The organism is Streptomyces sp. NPDC047014 (assembly GCF_040644195.1).
Lineage (GTDB): Bacteria > Actinomycetota > Actinomycetes > Streptomycetales > Streptomycetaceae > Streptomyces.
Window position 1 is genome coordinate 1 of record NZ_JBEYVX010000119.1, and the last position, 15174, is coordinate 15174.

The 15174-nt window shown below is 73.4% G+C and carries 12 protein-coding genes and 2 pseudogenes; 9 read left to right on the forward strand and 5 right to left on the reverse strand.

Features of this window, described 5'->3' with window-relative positions; translation table 11 throughout:
- Both ABZ873_RS31835 and ABZ873_RS31840 read right to left on the reverse strand, forming a co-directional pair.
- Positions 1–603: pseudogene (locus ABZ873_RS31835) on the reverse strand (hypothetical protein); the annotation flags it as partial.
- Positions 604–613: 10 nt separating this feature from the next.
- Entirely contained in the window at positions 614–868 is a 255-nt protein-coding gene (locus ABZ873_RS31840) for a MoaD/ThiS family protein (RefSeq protein WP_360879528.1), read from the reverse strand.
- A 462-nt stretch (positions 869–1330) separates the two neighbouring features.
- Between ABZ873_RS31840 and ABZ873_RS31845 the strand changes: the two genes are divergently transcribed.
- The 5 genes from ABZ873_RS31845 (at position 1331) to ABZ873_RS31865 (ending at position 6747) form a co-directional block, all read left to right on the forward strand.
- Positions 1331–2101 carry a response regulator transcription factor gene (locus tag ABZ873_RS31845; RefSeq protein ID WP_360879531.1) on the forward strand — a complete coding sequence of 257 codons (771 nt, stop codon included), beginning with the start codon at positions 1331–1333 and terminating at the stop codon, positions 2099–2101.
- A gap of 69 nt (positions 2102–2170) precedes the next feature.
- A complete protein-coding gene (locus ABZ873_RS31850) occupies positions 2171–3193 on the forward strand; it encodes a LacI family DNA-binding transcriptional regulator (RefSeq protein ID WP_360879534.1) in 1023 nt (340 codons plus the stop codon).
- A 123-nt stretch (positions 3194–3316) separates the two neighbouring features.
- On the forward strand, positions 3317–4483 hold the full coding sequence (locus tag ABZ873_RS31855; RefSeq protein ID WP_360879537.1) for a trypsin-like peptidase domain-containing protein: 1167 nt from the start codon (positions 3317–3319) through the stop codon (positions 4481–4483).
- 99 nt (positions 4484–4582) lie between these two features.
- Positions 4583–5314: a response regulator transcription factor gene (locus tag ABZ873_RS31860; RefSeq protein WP_360879540.1), complete on the forward strand. Its 732-nt coding sequence runs from the start codon at positions 4583–4585 to the stop codon at positions 5312–5314.
- Between the two features lie 29 nt (positions 5315–5343).
- Complete coding sequence (locus tag ABZ873_RS31865) at positions 5344–6747, forward strand: HAMP domain-containing sensor histidine kinase (RefSeq protein ID WP_360879561.1); 1404 nt, start codon at positions 5344–5346, stop codon at positions 6745–6747.
- Here ABZ873_RS31865 and ABZ873_RS31870 read toward each other — a convergent pair.
- Together ABZ873_RS31870 and ABZ873_RS31875 are read right to left on the reverse strand one after the other, a co-directional pair.
- A complete protein-coding gene (locus ABZ873_RS31870) occupies positions 6727–7698 on the reverse strand; it encodes a phosphatidylinositol-specific phospholipase C (RefSeq protein WP_360879543.1) in 972 nt (323 codons plus the stop codon). The two genes, ABZ873_RS31865 and ABZ873_RS31870, sit on opposite strands and share 21 nt — an antisense overlap.
- A 74-nt stretch (positions 7699–7772) precedes the next feature.
- Positions 7773–8342, reverse strand: coding sequence for a helix-turn-helix domain-containing protein (locus ABZ873_RS31875; protein WP_360879546.1), 570 nt, complete (start codon positions 8340–8342; stop codon positions 7773–7775).
- A gap of 119 nt (positions 8343–8461) precedes the next feature.
- On the opposite strand from ABZ873_RS31875, the gene ABZ873_RS31880 reads away from it, so the two are divergent.
- Positions 8462–9277, forward strand: a complete 816-nt coding sequence (locus ABZ873_RS31880; protein ID WP_360879549.1) for an alpha/beta hydrolase — start codon at positions 8462–8464, stop codon at positions 9275–9277.
- Positions 9278–9363: 86 nt separating this feature from the next.
- Here ABZ873_RS31880 and ABZ873_RS31885 read toward each other — a convergent pair whose 3' ends face one another.
- Positions 9364–11181: a bifunctional metallophosphatase/5'-nucleotidase gene (locus ABZ873_RS31885; RefSeq protein ID WP_360879552.1), complete on the reverse strand. Its 1818-nt coding sequence runs from the start codon at positions 11179–11181 to the stop codon at positions 9364–9366.
- Positions 11182–11328: 147 nt separating this feature from the next.
- Here ABZ873_RS31885 and mshD point away from each other — a divergent pair, with 147 nt between their 5' ends.
- The 3 genes and pseudogenes from mshD to ABZ873_RS31900 all read left to right on the forward strand — a co-directional run.
- On the forward strand, positions 11329–12255 hold the full coding sequence (gene mshD, locus ABZ873_RS31890) for a mycothiol synthase (RefSeq protein ID WP_360879555.1): 927 nt from the start codon (positions 11329–11331) through the stop codon (positions 12253–12255).
- Positions 12256–12609: 354 nt separating this feature from the next.
- A complete protein-coding gene (locus tag ABZ873_RS31895; RefSeq protein ID WP_360879558.1) occupies positions 12610–14949 on the forward strand; it encodes an RNA degradosome polyphosphate kinase in 2340 nt (779 codons plus the stop codon).
- Positions 14930–15174, forward strand: a pseudogene (locus ABZ873_RS31900) (hypothetical protein); the annotation flags it as partial. The gene ABZ873_RS31895 and the pseudogene ABZ873_RS31900, both read left to right, overlap by 20 nt.

The window sequence follows — 15174 nt, forward strand, 5'->3', positions numbered from 1 at the left end:
CGAGCCCGAGGCGGCCCACGCCTGCTCCCCTCGCGGGGCCGAGGCGTGCGCGCCCGAGGACTGCGCACCCCACGCGGGCTCCCCGGCCGAGGCAGGGCCCGGGGCCTGCGGGGACCACGCCTGCTCGCCACCCGAGGCCGAGGCGTGCGCACCCGAGGACTGCGCACCCCACGCGGGCTCCCCGCCCGGGGCAGGGGTCGGGGCCGGAGGCTGCGCGCCCCAAGCCGGCTCCCCGGCCGAGGCCGCGCCCGGGGTCTGCGGGGACCACGACTGCTCGCCGCCCGGCGCCGGGGCAGGGGGCTGCGCCCCCCATGCGGGCTCACCGCCGGGGGCCGCACCCGGGGCCAGCGCCGGGCCCGGGGCCTGCGTGCCCCATGCGGGCTCGTCGCCCGGCGTCGGGGACGGGGGACGGCCCGGGTAGCCGTAGGACGGGTAGGGGGCCTCGCGGGGCCAGGCGTCCGGGGGCGGCGGCAGAGTCGGCTGGTGGGTGGTGTCCCAGGTGTCCGACTGCCAGGTCTGGGTTCCGTACGGGTCCGGCGCAGGCTCCGGCTCCGGCGAAGGCTGCGGCTGCGGCTGCGGCTGTTGTTCCTCAGGCGTGCTCATCGGCTCCCGCTCACCCGCCCGCGAACGGCGGAAGCACCTCCACGGTGCCCCCTTCCGCCAGCAGGACGGAATCGTGCGGGCGCTTGCCCACAGGTTCGTCATTCACCAGGAAGGAGCAGCGCAGCAGGACCCGGGCCAGTTCCCCGGGGTGGCGTTCCCGCACGCCGTCGAGCGCCTCGGCCAGTGTCCGCGCCGCGTACGGCTCCTCCGCCGTCCCGGCCGCGGCCTTCGCCGCCGCCCAGAAGCGGATGGTTCCGGTTGCCACTGCTGCTGCTCCCCTCGTCGTCGGCTCTCTACCGTCGGCCTCCATGATGGCCCCTCCCGCGCCCGGCCCCACCGTGCCCCGACGCGCCGCCCGTGCGCCCCGGCCGCCCTCCCCCACCCCCCGGCGGGCCGCCGATCCGGTGAAACCGGTGCATACAACGGCCGTGCGCGTGGCATGAGCCACAGAACAGGAACCGGAAGAGCCTCGGCCGCGCTCCGGCCGGTGGGCTATTCTGCTGGCGAGAGGATCCGGGCAATGTTGCCCCCGGGTCCTTTTGTGCTTTCAGAACGTTGAACGACCCGAGAACACCGGCATCCGGTGGACCCCAGGGCGCGGGGTCTGCGGGACGCCGGACCACCGTACGAAGCAGTACCACGCACGTCCTCGACGGGACCGAGGAGGAACCGACGTGATGGACCAGCGATCCGTGCACCACCGTCCGACCCGGGCAGGGGGTCGGTCATGAGCCAGCTGCTGCTGCTCACCAACGCCCTCCAGCCCTCCACCGAGGTGCTGCCCGCCCTCGGCCTGCTCCTGCACAGCGTGCGGGTGGCCCCGGCCGAGGGACCGGCCCTGGTGGACACCCCCGGGGCCGACGTCATCCTGGTGGACGGCCGCCGCGACCTGCCGCAGGTGCGCTCCCTGTGCCAGCTGCTGCGCTCCACCGGCCCCGGCTGCCCGCTGATCCTCGTCGTCACCGAGGGCGGCCTCGCGGCCGTCACCGCCGACTGGGGCATCGACGACGTGCTGCTGGACACCGCCGGCCCCGCCGAGGTCGAGGCCCGTCTGCGGCTGGCGACGGGCCGCCGCCAGCTCGGTACGGACGACTCCCCGATGGAGATCCGCAACGGCGACCTGTCCGTGGACGAGGCCACCTACTCCGCGAAGCTCAAGGGCCGGGTGCTCGATCTCACCTTCAAGGAGTTCGAGCTGCTCAAGTACCTCGCGCAGCACCCGGGCCGGGTCTTCACCCGCGCCCAGCTGCTCCAGGAGGTCTGGGGCTACGACTACTTCGGCGGCACCCGCACGGTCGACGTGCACGTACGGCGGCTGCGCGCCAAGCTCGGCCCCGAGCACGAGTCGCTGATCGGCACCGTCCGCAACGTCGGCTACCGCTTCGTCACCCCGGAGAAGGTGGAGCGGGCGGCGGCGGAGGCCGCGGCGCAGGCGGCCGCCCAGGTCGCCGCGGAGGCGGCCGCGCGGCCCGCGGCGGCGTCCACCCGGACGGCCTAAGGGCCTCTGTTCGCCCCGTATGCGGGACGACCTGCCCAGATGGAGGTCACCCCGCGTAGACTGCCGCGCGTGGCCAAGGTGACGCGGGATGACGTAGCGCGACTTGCGGGTACTTCTACCGCCGTCGTGAGCTACGTCATCAACAACGGACCCCGGCCGGTCGCCCCGGCCACGCGCGAGCGTGTCCTCGCCGCGATCAAGGACCTGGGCTACCGCCCGGACCGGGTCGCGCAGGCGATGGCCTCGCGGCGCACCGACCTCATAGGCATGATCGTCCCGGACGCCCGGCAGCCGTTCTTCGCGGAGATGGCGCACGCGGTCGAGCAGGCCGCCGCCGAGCGCGGGAAGATGGTCCTCGTCGGCAACTCCGACTACCGCACCGAGCGCGAGGTCCACTACCTGCGGGCCTTCCTCGGCATGCGGGTGTCGGGCCTGATCCTGGTCAGCCAGGGCATGAGCGAGCAGGCGGCCAGCGAGATCGAGGCGTGGGACGCCCGGGTGGTGCTGCTGCACGAGCGCCCGGAGGCGATCGACGACGTGGCGGTGGTCACCGACGACATCGGCGGCGCGCAGCTCGCCACCCGGCACCTGCTGGAGCACGGGCACGCGTACGTGGCCTGCATCGGCGGCATCGAGAACACCCCGTCCGTCGGCGACCCGGTCGCCGACCACGTCGAGGGCTGGCGCCGGGCCATGCTGGAGGCCGGCCGCTCCATCGAGGGCCGGCTGATCGAGGCCCCGTACAACCGCTACGACGCCTACACGGTGGCCCTGGAGGTCCTGGCGCGGCCGGACCGGCCGACGGCCGTCTTCTGCGCCACCGACGACCAGGCCATCGGGGTGCTGCGCGCCGCGCGCGAGCTGCGCATCGACGTGCCCGGGGAGCTGGCCGTGGCCGGCTTCGACGACGTGAAGGAGGCGGCCCTGACGGATCCGCCGCTGACCACGATCGCCTCGGACCGCCCGGCGATGGCCCGGGCGGCGGTGGATCTGGTGCTGGACGACGGCCTGCGGGTGGCCGGCTCCCGGCGCGAGCGCCTCAAGCAGTTCCCTTCGGCGCTGGTGGTCCGCCGCTCCTGCGGCTGCCGCTGACCGCGTCCGCGCGGGGGCGGGGCGGGGCGGACGCCGGGGCCTTATACCGGGCATACGCGGTTCTGTCGGGCTTCTCAGCCCGGACTCAGGAAGCTCTCATGATCGGGGGCCAGAGTCGTCACCATGACCGAGAGCTTCCGCCGCGAAGGCGGGTATCCGCAGGAGAACCACCCGGCGGGGCAGCAGCCCTTCGGGGAGCACTGGCAGCAGGGGCACGACCGGCTCGCGCGGGACACCGCCGCCGGGGCCTATCCGCCGCCGCCCGCCTACGAGCCCGCCGCCCCCGGCTGGTACGAGGCCCACCAGCCGCAGCTCTTCCCGGCGGAGCCGGTCCCCGCCGGGCCCGCCCCCGCCCGGCGCGCCAAGCGGCCCGTCGCGCTGCTGACGGCCGTCGCGCTCGCCGCGGCCCTGGTCGGCGGCGGCACGGCGGTGGCGGTCGAGCGGCTGATGCTCCGGCCGGCCGGCGGCGTGGGCGGGGTGAACGGGACGAACGTCTCCCAGTCGAGCACGGGCACCGTCTCCGGCATCGCGGAGCAGGTCAGCCCCTCGGTCGTGCGCATCGACGTCCGGACCGGCTCGGGCCAGGGCACCGGCTCGGGCGTGGTGATCACCGCCGACGGCGAGATCGTCACCAACAACCACGTGGTGAACGGCGCCTCGCAGGTGCAGGTGACCATGAGCGACGGCAAGAAGTACTCCGCCCGGATCGTCGGCACCGACCCCGACAAGGACCTGGCGCTGATCAAGCTCCAGGGCGCCAGTGGTCTCAAGCCCGCCCGGCTCGGTGACTCCGGCGCCGTCAAGGTCGGTGACCAGGTGGTGGCCATCGGCTCGCCCGACGGCCTCACCGGGACCGTGACCAGCGGCATCGTCTCCGCCCTGAACCGCGAGGTGAACGTACCCAAGTCGCAGGGCCGGTCCCCGCAGGGCAACCGCGGCGACGACGGCTGGCCCTTCTCCTTCGACGGCCGCCAGTTCAACGGGGAGACCGGCTCGGACACCACCTCCTACAAGGCCATCCAGACCGACGCCTCCCTCAACCCCGGCAACTCCGGCGGCGCCCTCGTCAATATGAACGGCGAGATCGTGGGCATGCCCTCCGCCATCTACTCCCCCGCCACCGGCAACTCGGCCGCGGGCAGTGTCGGCCTCGGCTTCGCCATCCCGGTCAACACCGTCAAGGCCGATCTGCCCGCACTGCGCCAGGGCGGCCCCGGCGGCAACGGCACCTCCGGCTCCACCCGTTCCTCCGGCGGCGGGACCACGGACGGCTTCGGCACCTCCTACTGATCCCGCCGCCGCGCTGATGACGCCGCCGCGCGTGCGAGGCTGGAGGCGCCGTCCTCCGCCGGCCCCCGCGGCCGGCCACCACCTCCGGGAGACCCATCCATGAACACGGCCGAAGGCGAAGCGCGGATCCTCGTCGTCGACGACGAACCGGCCGTACGCGAGGCCCTGCGCCGCAGCCTCGCCTTCGAGGGCTACGCCGTGGACACCGCCGTCGACGGGCTCGACGCCCTCGACAAGGCGGCCTCCGGCGAGCCCGGCCTGATCGTGCTGGACATCCAGATGCCCCGGATGGACGGGCTGACGGCCGCCCGCCGGCTGCGCGCCGCCGGCAGTGTCACCCCGATCCTGATGCTCACCGCCCGCGACACCGTCGGGGACCGCGTCACCGGCCTCGACGCCGGCGCCGACGACTACCTGGTCAAGCCCTTCGAGCTCGACGAGCTGTTCGCCCGCGTCCGCGCCCTGCTGCGGCGCAGCTCCTACGCCGCCCCCCGGCCCGGCGGCGAGGCCCCCGAGGACGTCCTGACCTTCGGGGACCTGCGCATGGACCTCGCGACCCGCGAGGTCGTACGGGGCGGGCGGCCGGTGGAGCTGACCCGGACCGAGTTCACCCTGCTGGAGATGTTCCTCGCGCACCCCCGGCAGGTCCTGACCCGCGAGCAGATCCTGAAGACCGTGTGGGGCTTCGACTTCGAGCCCAGCTCCAACTCCCTGGACGTGTACGTGATGTACCTGCGCCGCAAGACCGAGGCGGGCGGCGAGCCCCGCCTGGTCCACACCGTGCGCGGGGTGGGCTACGTCCTGCGGGCCGGGGACGGCGGGCCCGAGTGAGTCCGGCCGCCCGCTTCCGCACCCTGCCGATGCGCTCCCGGCTGGCGCTGCTGGTCACGGTCGCGGTGGCGCTGGCGGTGGCCGCGGTGGCCGCCGTGTCCTGGGTGATGGTCCGCGCCCAGCTGCGCGACCAGCTCGACAGCTCGCTGCGCGCCACCAACGCCGAGGCGCAGGCCAACCAGGTGTACCGCTCGCTGGGCTGCGTGGCGGTGACCGGCGCGCTGCCGGAGCGGCCCGCGAACAACCTCAGCGCGCAGGTGCAGATCGTCCGCCCGGACGGCAGCCACTGCTGGGTGGACGGCCGCAGCACCCTGCGGATCAGCGCCACCGACCTGGAAGTGGCCCAGCGGCGGCGCGGCGCCACCCTCTACGACACGACCACCTCCGACGGGGTCGCCGTACGCGTCTTCACCGAGCCCGCGCTGCTCGACGGCCGGGCGGCGGCCCTGTCCGTGGCCAAGCCTCTCGCCGATGTCGACAAGCCGCTGTCCACCCTGGCCTGGGTGCTGATGCTGGTCTGCGGCATCGGGGTCGTCGGCGCCGGGATGGCGGGGCTGTGGGTGGCCCGTACGGGGCTGCGGCCGGTGGACGAACTGACCGACGCCGTGGAGCACATCGCCCGGACCGAGGACCTGACCGTACGGATCCCCGACGAGGGGGACGACGAGATCGCCCGGCTGTCGCGGTCCTTCAACTCGATGACCGCCTCGCTCGCCTCCTCCCAGGAGCGGCAGGCGCAGCTGATCGCGGACGCCGGGCACGAGCTGCGCACCCCGCTGACCTCGCTGCGTACCAACATCGAGCTGCTGGCCCGCAGCGAGGAGACCGGCCGGGCCATCCCGCCCGACGACCGCCGGGAGCTGCTGGCCTCGGTGAAGGCGCAGATGACGGAGCTGGCCGCGCTGATCGGGGACCTCCAGGAGCTGTCCCGGCCGGACGCGGCGGCCTCCGGGCGGCTGGGGGTGGTCGCCCTGCACGAGATCGCCGAGGCGGCGCTGTCGCGGGCCCGGCTGCGCGGTCCGGAGCTGTCCTTCACCTCGGAGCTGGCGCCCTGGTACGTACGCGGCGAGGCGGCGGCGCTGGAGCGCGCGGTGGTCAACGTCCTGGACAACGCGGTGAAGTTCAGCCCGCCGGGCGGCGTGGTCGCGGTGACGCTGCGGGCGGGCGAGCTGACCGTGCGGGACCACGGTCCGGGCATCCCGGCGGAGGATCTGCCGCATGTCTTCGAGCGGTTCTGGCGCTCCCCCTCGGCCCGCGCCCTGCCCGGCAGCGGCCTGGGCCTGTCGATCGTGGCCCGTACGGCGGCCCGCGCGGGCGGCAGCGCCGCGCTGCGGGCGGCGGCCGACGGGGGCCCGGGCACGGAGGCGGTGCTCCGGATCCCGGGGGCGCCCGCGCCGCCGCCCTCGGATCCGTCAGTTGTGGCGGATCAGTGAGGTGACCAGGCCGGAGCGGGTGTTGGGGAAGTCCATCGGGACGATCCCGAGCCCGGTGCGGCCGGCCAGCTCCCCGCCGTCGACGAAGGAGTGGATCTGCGGGTTGAGGCGGTCGGAGTTCCAGCGCGGCGGCATGTAGGCGGCGGTGCTGACGTAGTTCACGAAGAGCTTGCCGGGCTGCTGGACGGCCTTGCGGAAGTGGTTCTCGATGCGGCCGCGCTTGGCGAAGGGCTCGGTGTTGTAGTCGTCCTGGATGTCGAAGACGTTGCCGTCGCCGTAGCGCAGGCCCGGCAGCCCGCCGTTGTCGGCGAGCAGGACCACCTTGCCGCGGGCCTGCCCGAGGGTGGGCAGGGCGCCGTCGATGCGGAAGAGGGAGCGCCAGCCGCGGTTGCCGAGGTAGTCGTCGAAGACGGCACGGAAGGTGGCGTCGCTCTCCCCGGAGTACTCCTGCTTGACGCGCATCAGGACGGTCTCGGAGGGGTGCGCGGCGAGGAAGTCCCGGCAGGCGACGAGGACGTCCCCGAACATCAGGTCCTGGAAGAAGGCCGCGTGGTGGATGGCGAAGGAGCCGCCCGTGACCCGGCAGCGGACATCGAGGAAGCGGATGCCGGAGTCCAGCTGCTGGGCGATGGAGGTGTTCTGGCAGGCGACGTAGAGCCCGCCCTTGGTGGCGCCGGAGTCGTGGGTTCCGGGGATGGTCATCCGCTGGAGGGCGGTGGCGTCGCCGAGGCCGGCCATCCAGTCCTGGGTGCCGAGGGCCGCCGCGGTGGCCGGGGCGGCGGCGAGGCCCAGTCCGGCGGCCGCGGCCAGTGCTCCGGCCAGGAAGGCCCGCCGTCCCAGGCCCGCGCCGGTGATGCCGCCCGCGCCCGTGTCCGTACCGCTGCCCGTCGTGCCGTCGCGCATGCCGCTGACCGTGCTGGTGCCCGTGCCGCTGACCACGCCGTTGCGCATGCCCGCCCCTTCGCCGACCGGTGATGGCCAGATTATGGCGTGCACACGTCACGGACACTACCCGTCGGTAGCGGTCATTCTGCGAGCAGCGCGGTCATCTCCCGGAGCCCGCGCAGGAGTTCGCGCCCGTCCGGTGCCTGCTCCGGATCGGTCAGCGCCTGCACCATCACCCCGCTGAGCAGCGCGAGGTGGAGCGAGCCGAGGGAGCGTACGTCCTCCTCCGCCACCTCCGCCTCCGGCACCCCGCGCAGCGCGGCGGCCACCGTACGGCGGTTGCGGCGCTGCCCCTCGGCGAGGACCGCGAGGAGCTCGGGCGAGGACTGGGCGTGGACGAACGCCTCGACGCCCGCGAGCCAGAGCCAGCGCATCTCGCCGAAGTCGCGGATCTTGCGGTCCCAGGTGTCGGCGTAGCGCTCCCCCGCGCTCCCGCCCTCACCGGCGAGGCGGCCCGATCCGGCGGCCCACTCCTCCATGGCGGCGAAGAGCGCCTGGTTGAGCAGGGCCTCCCGGGAGCCGAAGTGGTAGCCGATCGCGGCCATGCTCACCTGCGAGGCGGTGGCGATGTCGCGCACGGTGGTGCGCAGATAGCCCTTCTCCTCCAGGCAGCGCCGGGCTCCGGCCAGCAGGTCCTCGCGATTTCCCATGCCGGGATGGTAGCCGCGCGGGTTTTGGGCAAGTGCCTTATACGAACGTATTGCGCATGCGCCCAAGAACTGCCAGGCTGAGGCCGCAGGTCACCACAAGGGGAACGGGGAGAACGGACATGCCCAGCACCACGAGCCTCACGCGCCACACCCTCACCATCGACGGCCGCGCGCTGTCGTACCTGGACTCCGGCGGCGCGGGCCGCCCGCTGCTCGCCCTGCACGGCGGCATGTCGGAAGCCCTCGCCTTCGCCGGGCTGGCCGCCCACCTCGGCCCCGCCTGGCGGGTGATCGCCCCCGACCAGCGGGGCCACGGGGACTCCGACCGCGCCCCCGACTACGGCCGCGAGGGCTACGTCTCCGACGCCCTCGCCCTCCTCGACCACCTGGGCCTGCGCACGCCCGTCGTCGTCCTCGGCTACTCCCTCGGCGGGCTCAACGCCTGCCACCTCGCCGCCGCCCACCCCGAGCGGGTCCGCGCGCTCATCGACATCGACGCCACCGTCGAGATCCACAGCAGCACCGAGGACGCCGTCCACGACCTGTTCGGCTTCCTCGGCGGCATGCGGTACACCGCCCCCACCCGCGAGGAACTCCTCGCCGCCGCCGGGCCGGTCGGCTCCCGCCTGGTCGAGCAGGCGCTGCGCCCGCTCCCCTCCGGCGAGGGCTGGCGGCTGCCGTTCCACCCGCAGGACATGCTCGACTCCGCCGCCGCCTGCCGGGGCGACCACTGGGACGCCTGGCTCGCCGGCGACTGTCCGGCCCTGCTGGTCCACGCGACCCGCAGCCAGACCCTCCGCCAGGAGACGGCCGACGCCATGGTGGCCCGGCGCGCGGGGACCTCGTACGCCCCGCTGGACGGGGACCACTTCCTGCCGTTCACCGACCCGCGGGGCGTGCACGAGGCCGTGGCCGCCTTCCTCGCCGCCCTCTGACCGGCCCGGGGCGGGGCGCGCGGAAAAGCCGGAGGGGCGGCGGGCCGGTGGCCCACCGCCCCTCCGGGGCGTACCGCACGCGGGTGTTACTTGACGATGGTGATCCGGTTCGCCGCCGGCGGGGCGATCGGCGCGGAGGCCGAGGAGTTCTTCGTCAGGTAGGCGTTGAAGCAGTCCAGGTCGGAGGCGCCGACCAGCTTGTTCTTGTGCTCCTTGAGGACGGTGAAGCCGTCACCGCCGCCCGCCAGGAACTCGTTCATCGCGACACGGTAGGTCTTCGCCGGGTCGATCGCGGCACCGTTCAGCTTCACCGAGTCCACGACGATGCGGTCCGCGCCGGACTTCGTCATGTCCAGGGTGTAGGTGAAGCCCTTCGAGACCTGGAGGATCTTCGGGCTCGGGCCGTTGACCGGGCCGCTGACCTGCTGCTGGAGCGCGGTGATCAGCTGCGCGCCGGTCAGGTCCACGATGTTCATCATGTTGGTGAACGGCTGCACGGTGAAGGACTCGCCGTACGTCACCACACCGTCGCCCTCGGCCCCCGACGCCTTGTAGGCGAGGTCCGAGCGGATGCCGCCCGGGTTCATCAGGGCCAGCTGCGCGCCGCCCTTGTCCGCCGGGGCCAGGGCCTCCAGCTGCGCGTCCGCGATCAGGTCACCGAGCGGCTTCTCCGGCTCCGCCGAGCCGCGGCCCGGGATGTCCGCCGAGATGAAGCCCTGCGGGCGGTTGGCGATCGGGGCGGCCAGGGCGTTCCAGCGGCCGATCAGCTCGGTCATGTCCGGCGCCTTGGGCTGGTCGCGGTGGACGACCTTGTTGACCGGCTTCGGGGAGCTGACCGGCGTACGGACGATGTCCTTGGTCTGCCGGTCGTAGGTGAGCGTGGTCTCGGTGAACAGCCGGCCGATGGAGGCGGCGGAGGTCACCGCGCGCGGGTTGCCCGCCGGGTCCGGGATGTTGCAGGCGTACGCCTGGTGCGTGTGGCCGGTCACCAGCGCGTCGACCTTGGCGTCGACGTTCTTGGCGATGTCCACGATGGCGCCGGAGATGCCGGCGCCGGCGCCCGGGGTGTCGCAGTCGTAGTTGTAGGCGCCGTTCGCGGGCAGACCGCCCTCGTGGATCAGCGCGACGATCGACTTCACGCCCTGCTTGTTCAGCTCGGCGGCGTACTTGTTGATCGTCTCGATCTCGTCGCCGAACTTGAGGCCCTTGACGCCCTCGGCGGTCACGACGTCCGGGGTGCCCTCCAGGGTGACGCCGATGAAGCCGATCTTCACGTCCCCCTTCTTCCAGATGTAGGTGGGCGACATCAGCGGACGCTTGGTCTTCTCGTCCGTGACGTTCGCGGCCAGGTACTGGAACTGGGCGCCCGTGAAGTCCTTGCCGAACTCGAAGCAGCCCTCGACGGGGTGGCAGCCGCCGTACGCCATGCGGCGCAGCTCGGTCTTGCCCTCGTCGAACTCGTGGTTGCCGACGCTGGAGACGTTCAGCCCCAGCTTGTTCAGCGCCTCGATGCTCGGCTCGTCGTGGAAGAGCCCGGACAGCATCGGGCTGCCGCCGATCATGTCACCGGCCGCGGCGGTGACGGAGTACTCGTGGCCCTTGCGGGCCTCGCGCAGACCGGTCGCCAGGTACTCGACACCGCCGGCCGGTATGGCCTTGGTGGTGCCGTCGGCCTGACGCTCGGTCACGGTGCCGGAGGAGCCCTGCGGGGGCTCCAGCGTGCCGTGGAAGTCGTTGAACGACAGCATCTGCACATCGACGGTGCGGCTCGCGGCCGCACCGCCGCCACTCGCGGCACCGGCCGGCAGGGCGGCCGCGACCATCGCCCCGGCCCCGGCCGTGACGGCGAGGGCGGCGAGGGTCAACCGGCGGTTTCGGCGGTGCCGTTGTGGCGTCGCTGACATGTGTTCCCCTTTGCGTACAGCGATAAAGCGTGGGAGGTCCGCCGCAGCCTATGGTCAACGCGCGTAGCTCTACCAGGGGGTAGCGGGTATCGAGCTGGTTACGCGCAGAAGACGGGCCCACCCCGCGCCGGGTCGTAGGCTCGTGCCATGACTGACGCAGCAGCGGCCCCGGAGCCGGGACGGCAGATCCAGACCCTCGACGAGCTGACGGCGGAACAGGCCGCCGCCGTCCTCGACCTGATCGAGGACGCGGCCCGCACCGACGGCACCACCGCCGTCTCCGAACAGGGCCGGCTCCAGCTGCGCGGCGGACCGCGCGAGGGCATCCGGCACTTCCTCCTCACCGACGAGGGCCGGCTCGCCGGCTACGGCCAGCTGGAGGACACCGACCCGGTGGAGGCCCCGGCCGCCGAGCTCGTCGTCCACCCCGCGCTGCGCGGGCGCGGCCACGGCCGGGCCATGGGCATGGCCCTGCTGGCCGCCTCCGGCAAGCGGCTGCGGGTGTGGGCCCACGGCGGCAAGTCCGCCGCCCGCCACCTCGCCCAGGTCCTCGGCCTGACCCTCTTCCGCGAACTGCGCCAGCTGCGCCGCCCGCTCACCGGGGGCGCCCCGCTGCCGGACCCGGTGCTCCCGCCGGGCGTGACCGTACGCGCCTTCTCCCCCGGCACCGACGACGCGGCCTGGCTCGCGGCGAACGCGGCCGCCTTCGCCCACCACCCCGAACAGGGCTCGCTGACCCAGCGCGACCTGGACGACCGCATCGCGCAGCCGTGGTTCGACCCGAAGGGCTTCTTCCTCGCGGAGCGCGAGGGGGAGCTGGTCGGCTTCCACTGGACGAAGGTCCACGCGGCCGAGCAGCTGGGCGAGGTCTACGTGGTCGGCGTCCGCCCCGACGCCCAGGGCGGCGGCCTCGGCAAGGCCCTCACCGCCATCGGCCTCCAGCACCTGTCCGCCCAGGGCCTCCCGACGGCGATGCTCTACGTGGACGCGGACAACCCGGCGGCCCTGTCGGTCTACGAATCCCTGGGCTTCACGACGCACGAGGTAGACCTGATGTACCGCACAGAAAGCTGACACGGCCCCGCCCCCGACCGCGGCACGGGGCCCGCCCCAGCCCCATCGGCGTTCGAGGCGCGGGGCCCAAATCAGCCCCGCCGGCGATTGAGGCGCGGGGTCCGGGGCGGAGCCCCGCAGCCGGCCGGCGGGCGGGGGCAGAACCAGCCCCGCCGGCGATTGAGGCGCCGGGTTCGGGGCGGAGCCCCGGGAGGGGCCCCGGCGGGGTGTGGTTCAGGGTGAGCCGGGATGCCATGCGTAATTCACCGGGCATTCAGACGCGCTTGCGACCCTCCCCCAATGCAGCCCCGACTCCGACCGACGGCCGACGCTTCCGACGCGCCCGACCTGCCCCCCGCGCGGAACAATGGAGTCATGAGCCACCAGCCCAGCGCGGGCCCCACCGAGGTCCCCGCCCAGCACCCGTCTCACACGCCCGCGCCCCCTGCCGGCGAGGCAGCCGGCGAGGCAGCCGGAAAGGCCCCCGGGAAGGCAGCCGGCAAGGCACCCGCCGAGGACGCCGCGCCCGCCCCCGCGGGCCGCGCCCGCATAGGTTCCATCGCCGCCCACCGCCCCCACGTCGAGCTCGACCTCGACCCCGACCTGGACGGCGACCTCGACTCCTACGAGGACAAGGACGGCGGCGAGCTCCCCCCCAACCGCTTCCTCGACCGCGAGCGCAGCTGGCTCGCCTTCAACGAGCGCGTGCTGGAGCTCGCCGAGGACCCGGCGACCCCCCTCCTGGAGCGCGCCAACTTCCTGGCGATCTTCGCGAGCAACCTCGACGAGTTCTTCATGGTCCGCGTCGCCGGCCTCAAGCGCCGCATCGCGACCGGCGTCGCCACCCGTTCGGCCTCCGGCCTGCAGCCCCGCGAGGTGCTGGACCTCATCTGGACGCGCTCCCGCGAGCTCATGGCCCGCCACGCCGCCTGCTTCCAGCAGGACGTCTCCCCGGCCCTCGCCGAGGAGGGCATCCACCTCATCCGCTGGCCCGACCTCACCGAGAAGGAGCAGGCCCGCCTCTTCACGCTGTTCCGGAACCAGATCTTCCCGGTGCTCACCCCGCTGGCCGTGGACCCCGCGCACCCCTTCCCGTACATCTCCGGCCTCTCCCTCAACCTGGCCGTCGTCGTACGCAACCCCGTCAGCGGCCACCGCCACTTCGCCCGGGTCAAGGTCCCCCCGCTCCTCTCCCGCTTCCTGGAGGCGTCCCCGCAGCGCTACGTCCCGCTGGAGGACGTGATCGCCGCGCACCTGGAGGAGCTGTTCCCCGGGATGGAGGTGCTCGCGCACCACATGTTCCGCGTGACCCGCAACGAGGACCTGGAGGTGGAGGAGGACGACGCCGAGAACCTGCTCCAGGCCCTGGAGAAGGAGCTCATGCGGCGCCGCTTCGGCCCGCCCGTGCGCCTGGAGGTCGAGGAGTCCATCGACCCCGGCGTCCTGGACCTCCTCGTGCAGGAGCTGAACGTCAACGCCTCCGAGGTGTACCCGCTGCCCGGCCCCCTGGACCTGACGGCCCTCTTCGGGACCGCCTCCCTGGACCGGCCCGAGCTCAAGTACCCCAAGTTCGTCGCCGGCACCCACCGCGACCTCGCCGAGGTCGAGTCCGCGCACGCGCCCGACATATTCGCCGCCCTCCGCGAGCGCGACGTCCTGCTGCACCACCCGTACGACTCCTTCTCCACCTCGGTGCAGGCGTTCCTGGAGCAGGCCGCGGCCGACCCGGACGTGCTCGCGATCAAGCAGACGCTCTACCGCACCTCCGGCGACTCCCCCATCGTCGACGCCCTGATCGACGCCGCCGAGTCCGGCAAGCAGGTCCTCGTACTGGTCGAGATCAAGGCCCGCTTCGACGAGCAGGCGAACATCAAGTGGGCGCGCAAGCTGGAGGAGTCCGGCTGCCACGTGGTCTACGGCCTCGTCGGCCTCAAGACCCACTGCAAGCTCTCCCTCGTCGTCCGCCAGGAGGGCGACCAGCTGCGCCGCTACGCCCACGTCGGCACCGGCAACTACCACCCCAAGACCGCCCGCCTCTACGAGGACCTCGGCCTGCTCACCGCGGACCCGCAGGTCGGCGCCGACCTCTCCGACCTCTTCAACCGGCTGTCCGGCTACTCCCGCCGCGAGACCTACCGCCGCCTGATGGTGGCCCCCCGCTCGCTGCGCGACGGGCTGATCGCCCGCATCGACAAGGAGGCCGCCCACCACCGAGCGGGCCGCCCCGCGTCCGTGCGCCTGAAGATGAACTCGATCGTCGACGAGGCCCTGATCGACGCCCTCTACCGGGCCTCCCAGGCGGGCGTGCCCGTCGACATCTGGGTGCGCGGCATCTGCGCGGTGCGCCCCGGCGTCCCCGGGCTCTCGGACAACATCCGGGTCCGCTCGATCCTCGGCCGCTTCCTCGAACACTCCCGGGTCTTCGCCTTCGGCAACGGCGGCGAGCCCGAGGTGTGGATCGGCAGCGCCGACATGATGCACCGCAACCTCGACCGCCGTATCGAGGCACTGGTCAGGGTCTCCGACCCGGCCCACCGCGCGGCTCTGGACCGGCTGCTGGAAACCGGCATGTCGGACACCACCTCCTCCTGGCACCTGGGCCCCGACGGGGAGTGGACCCGGCACAGCACGGACGCGGAGGGCCAGCCGCTGCGGCACGTACAGGAGATGCTCATAGACGCCCGGAGGCGCCGGCGTGGCTCAGCCAAACCTTGACCCGACGGCGGCGGACGCGGGTGACGTGCTCGGCACGTACCTGCGTGCGCAGGCCACCACATTCCTGCGCGCCCTGCGCCTGCACGAGGAGGGAGGGCCGCCCGCCACCGGCGACCGCGAGGCGGGCGGCGGTGCCTGGACCGTCCAGGGGCAGCTCGGCACAACCGCCCGTCGCCATCACCGGCATGGGCGTGGTCACCCCCGGCGGATGCACCCCGGACGAGC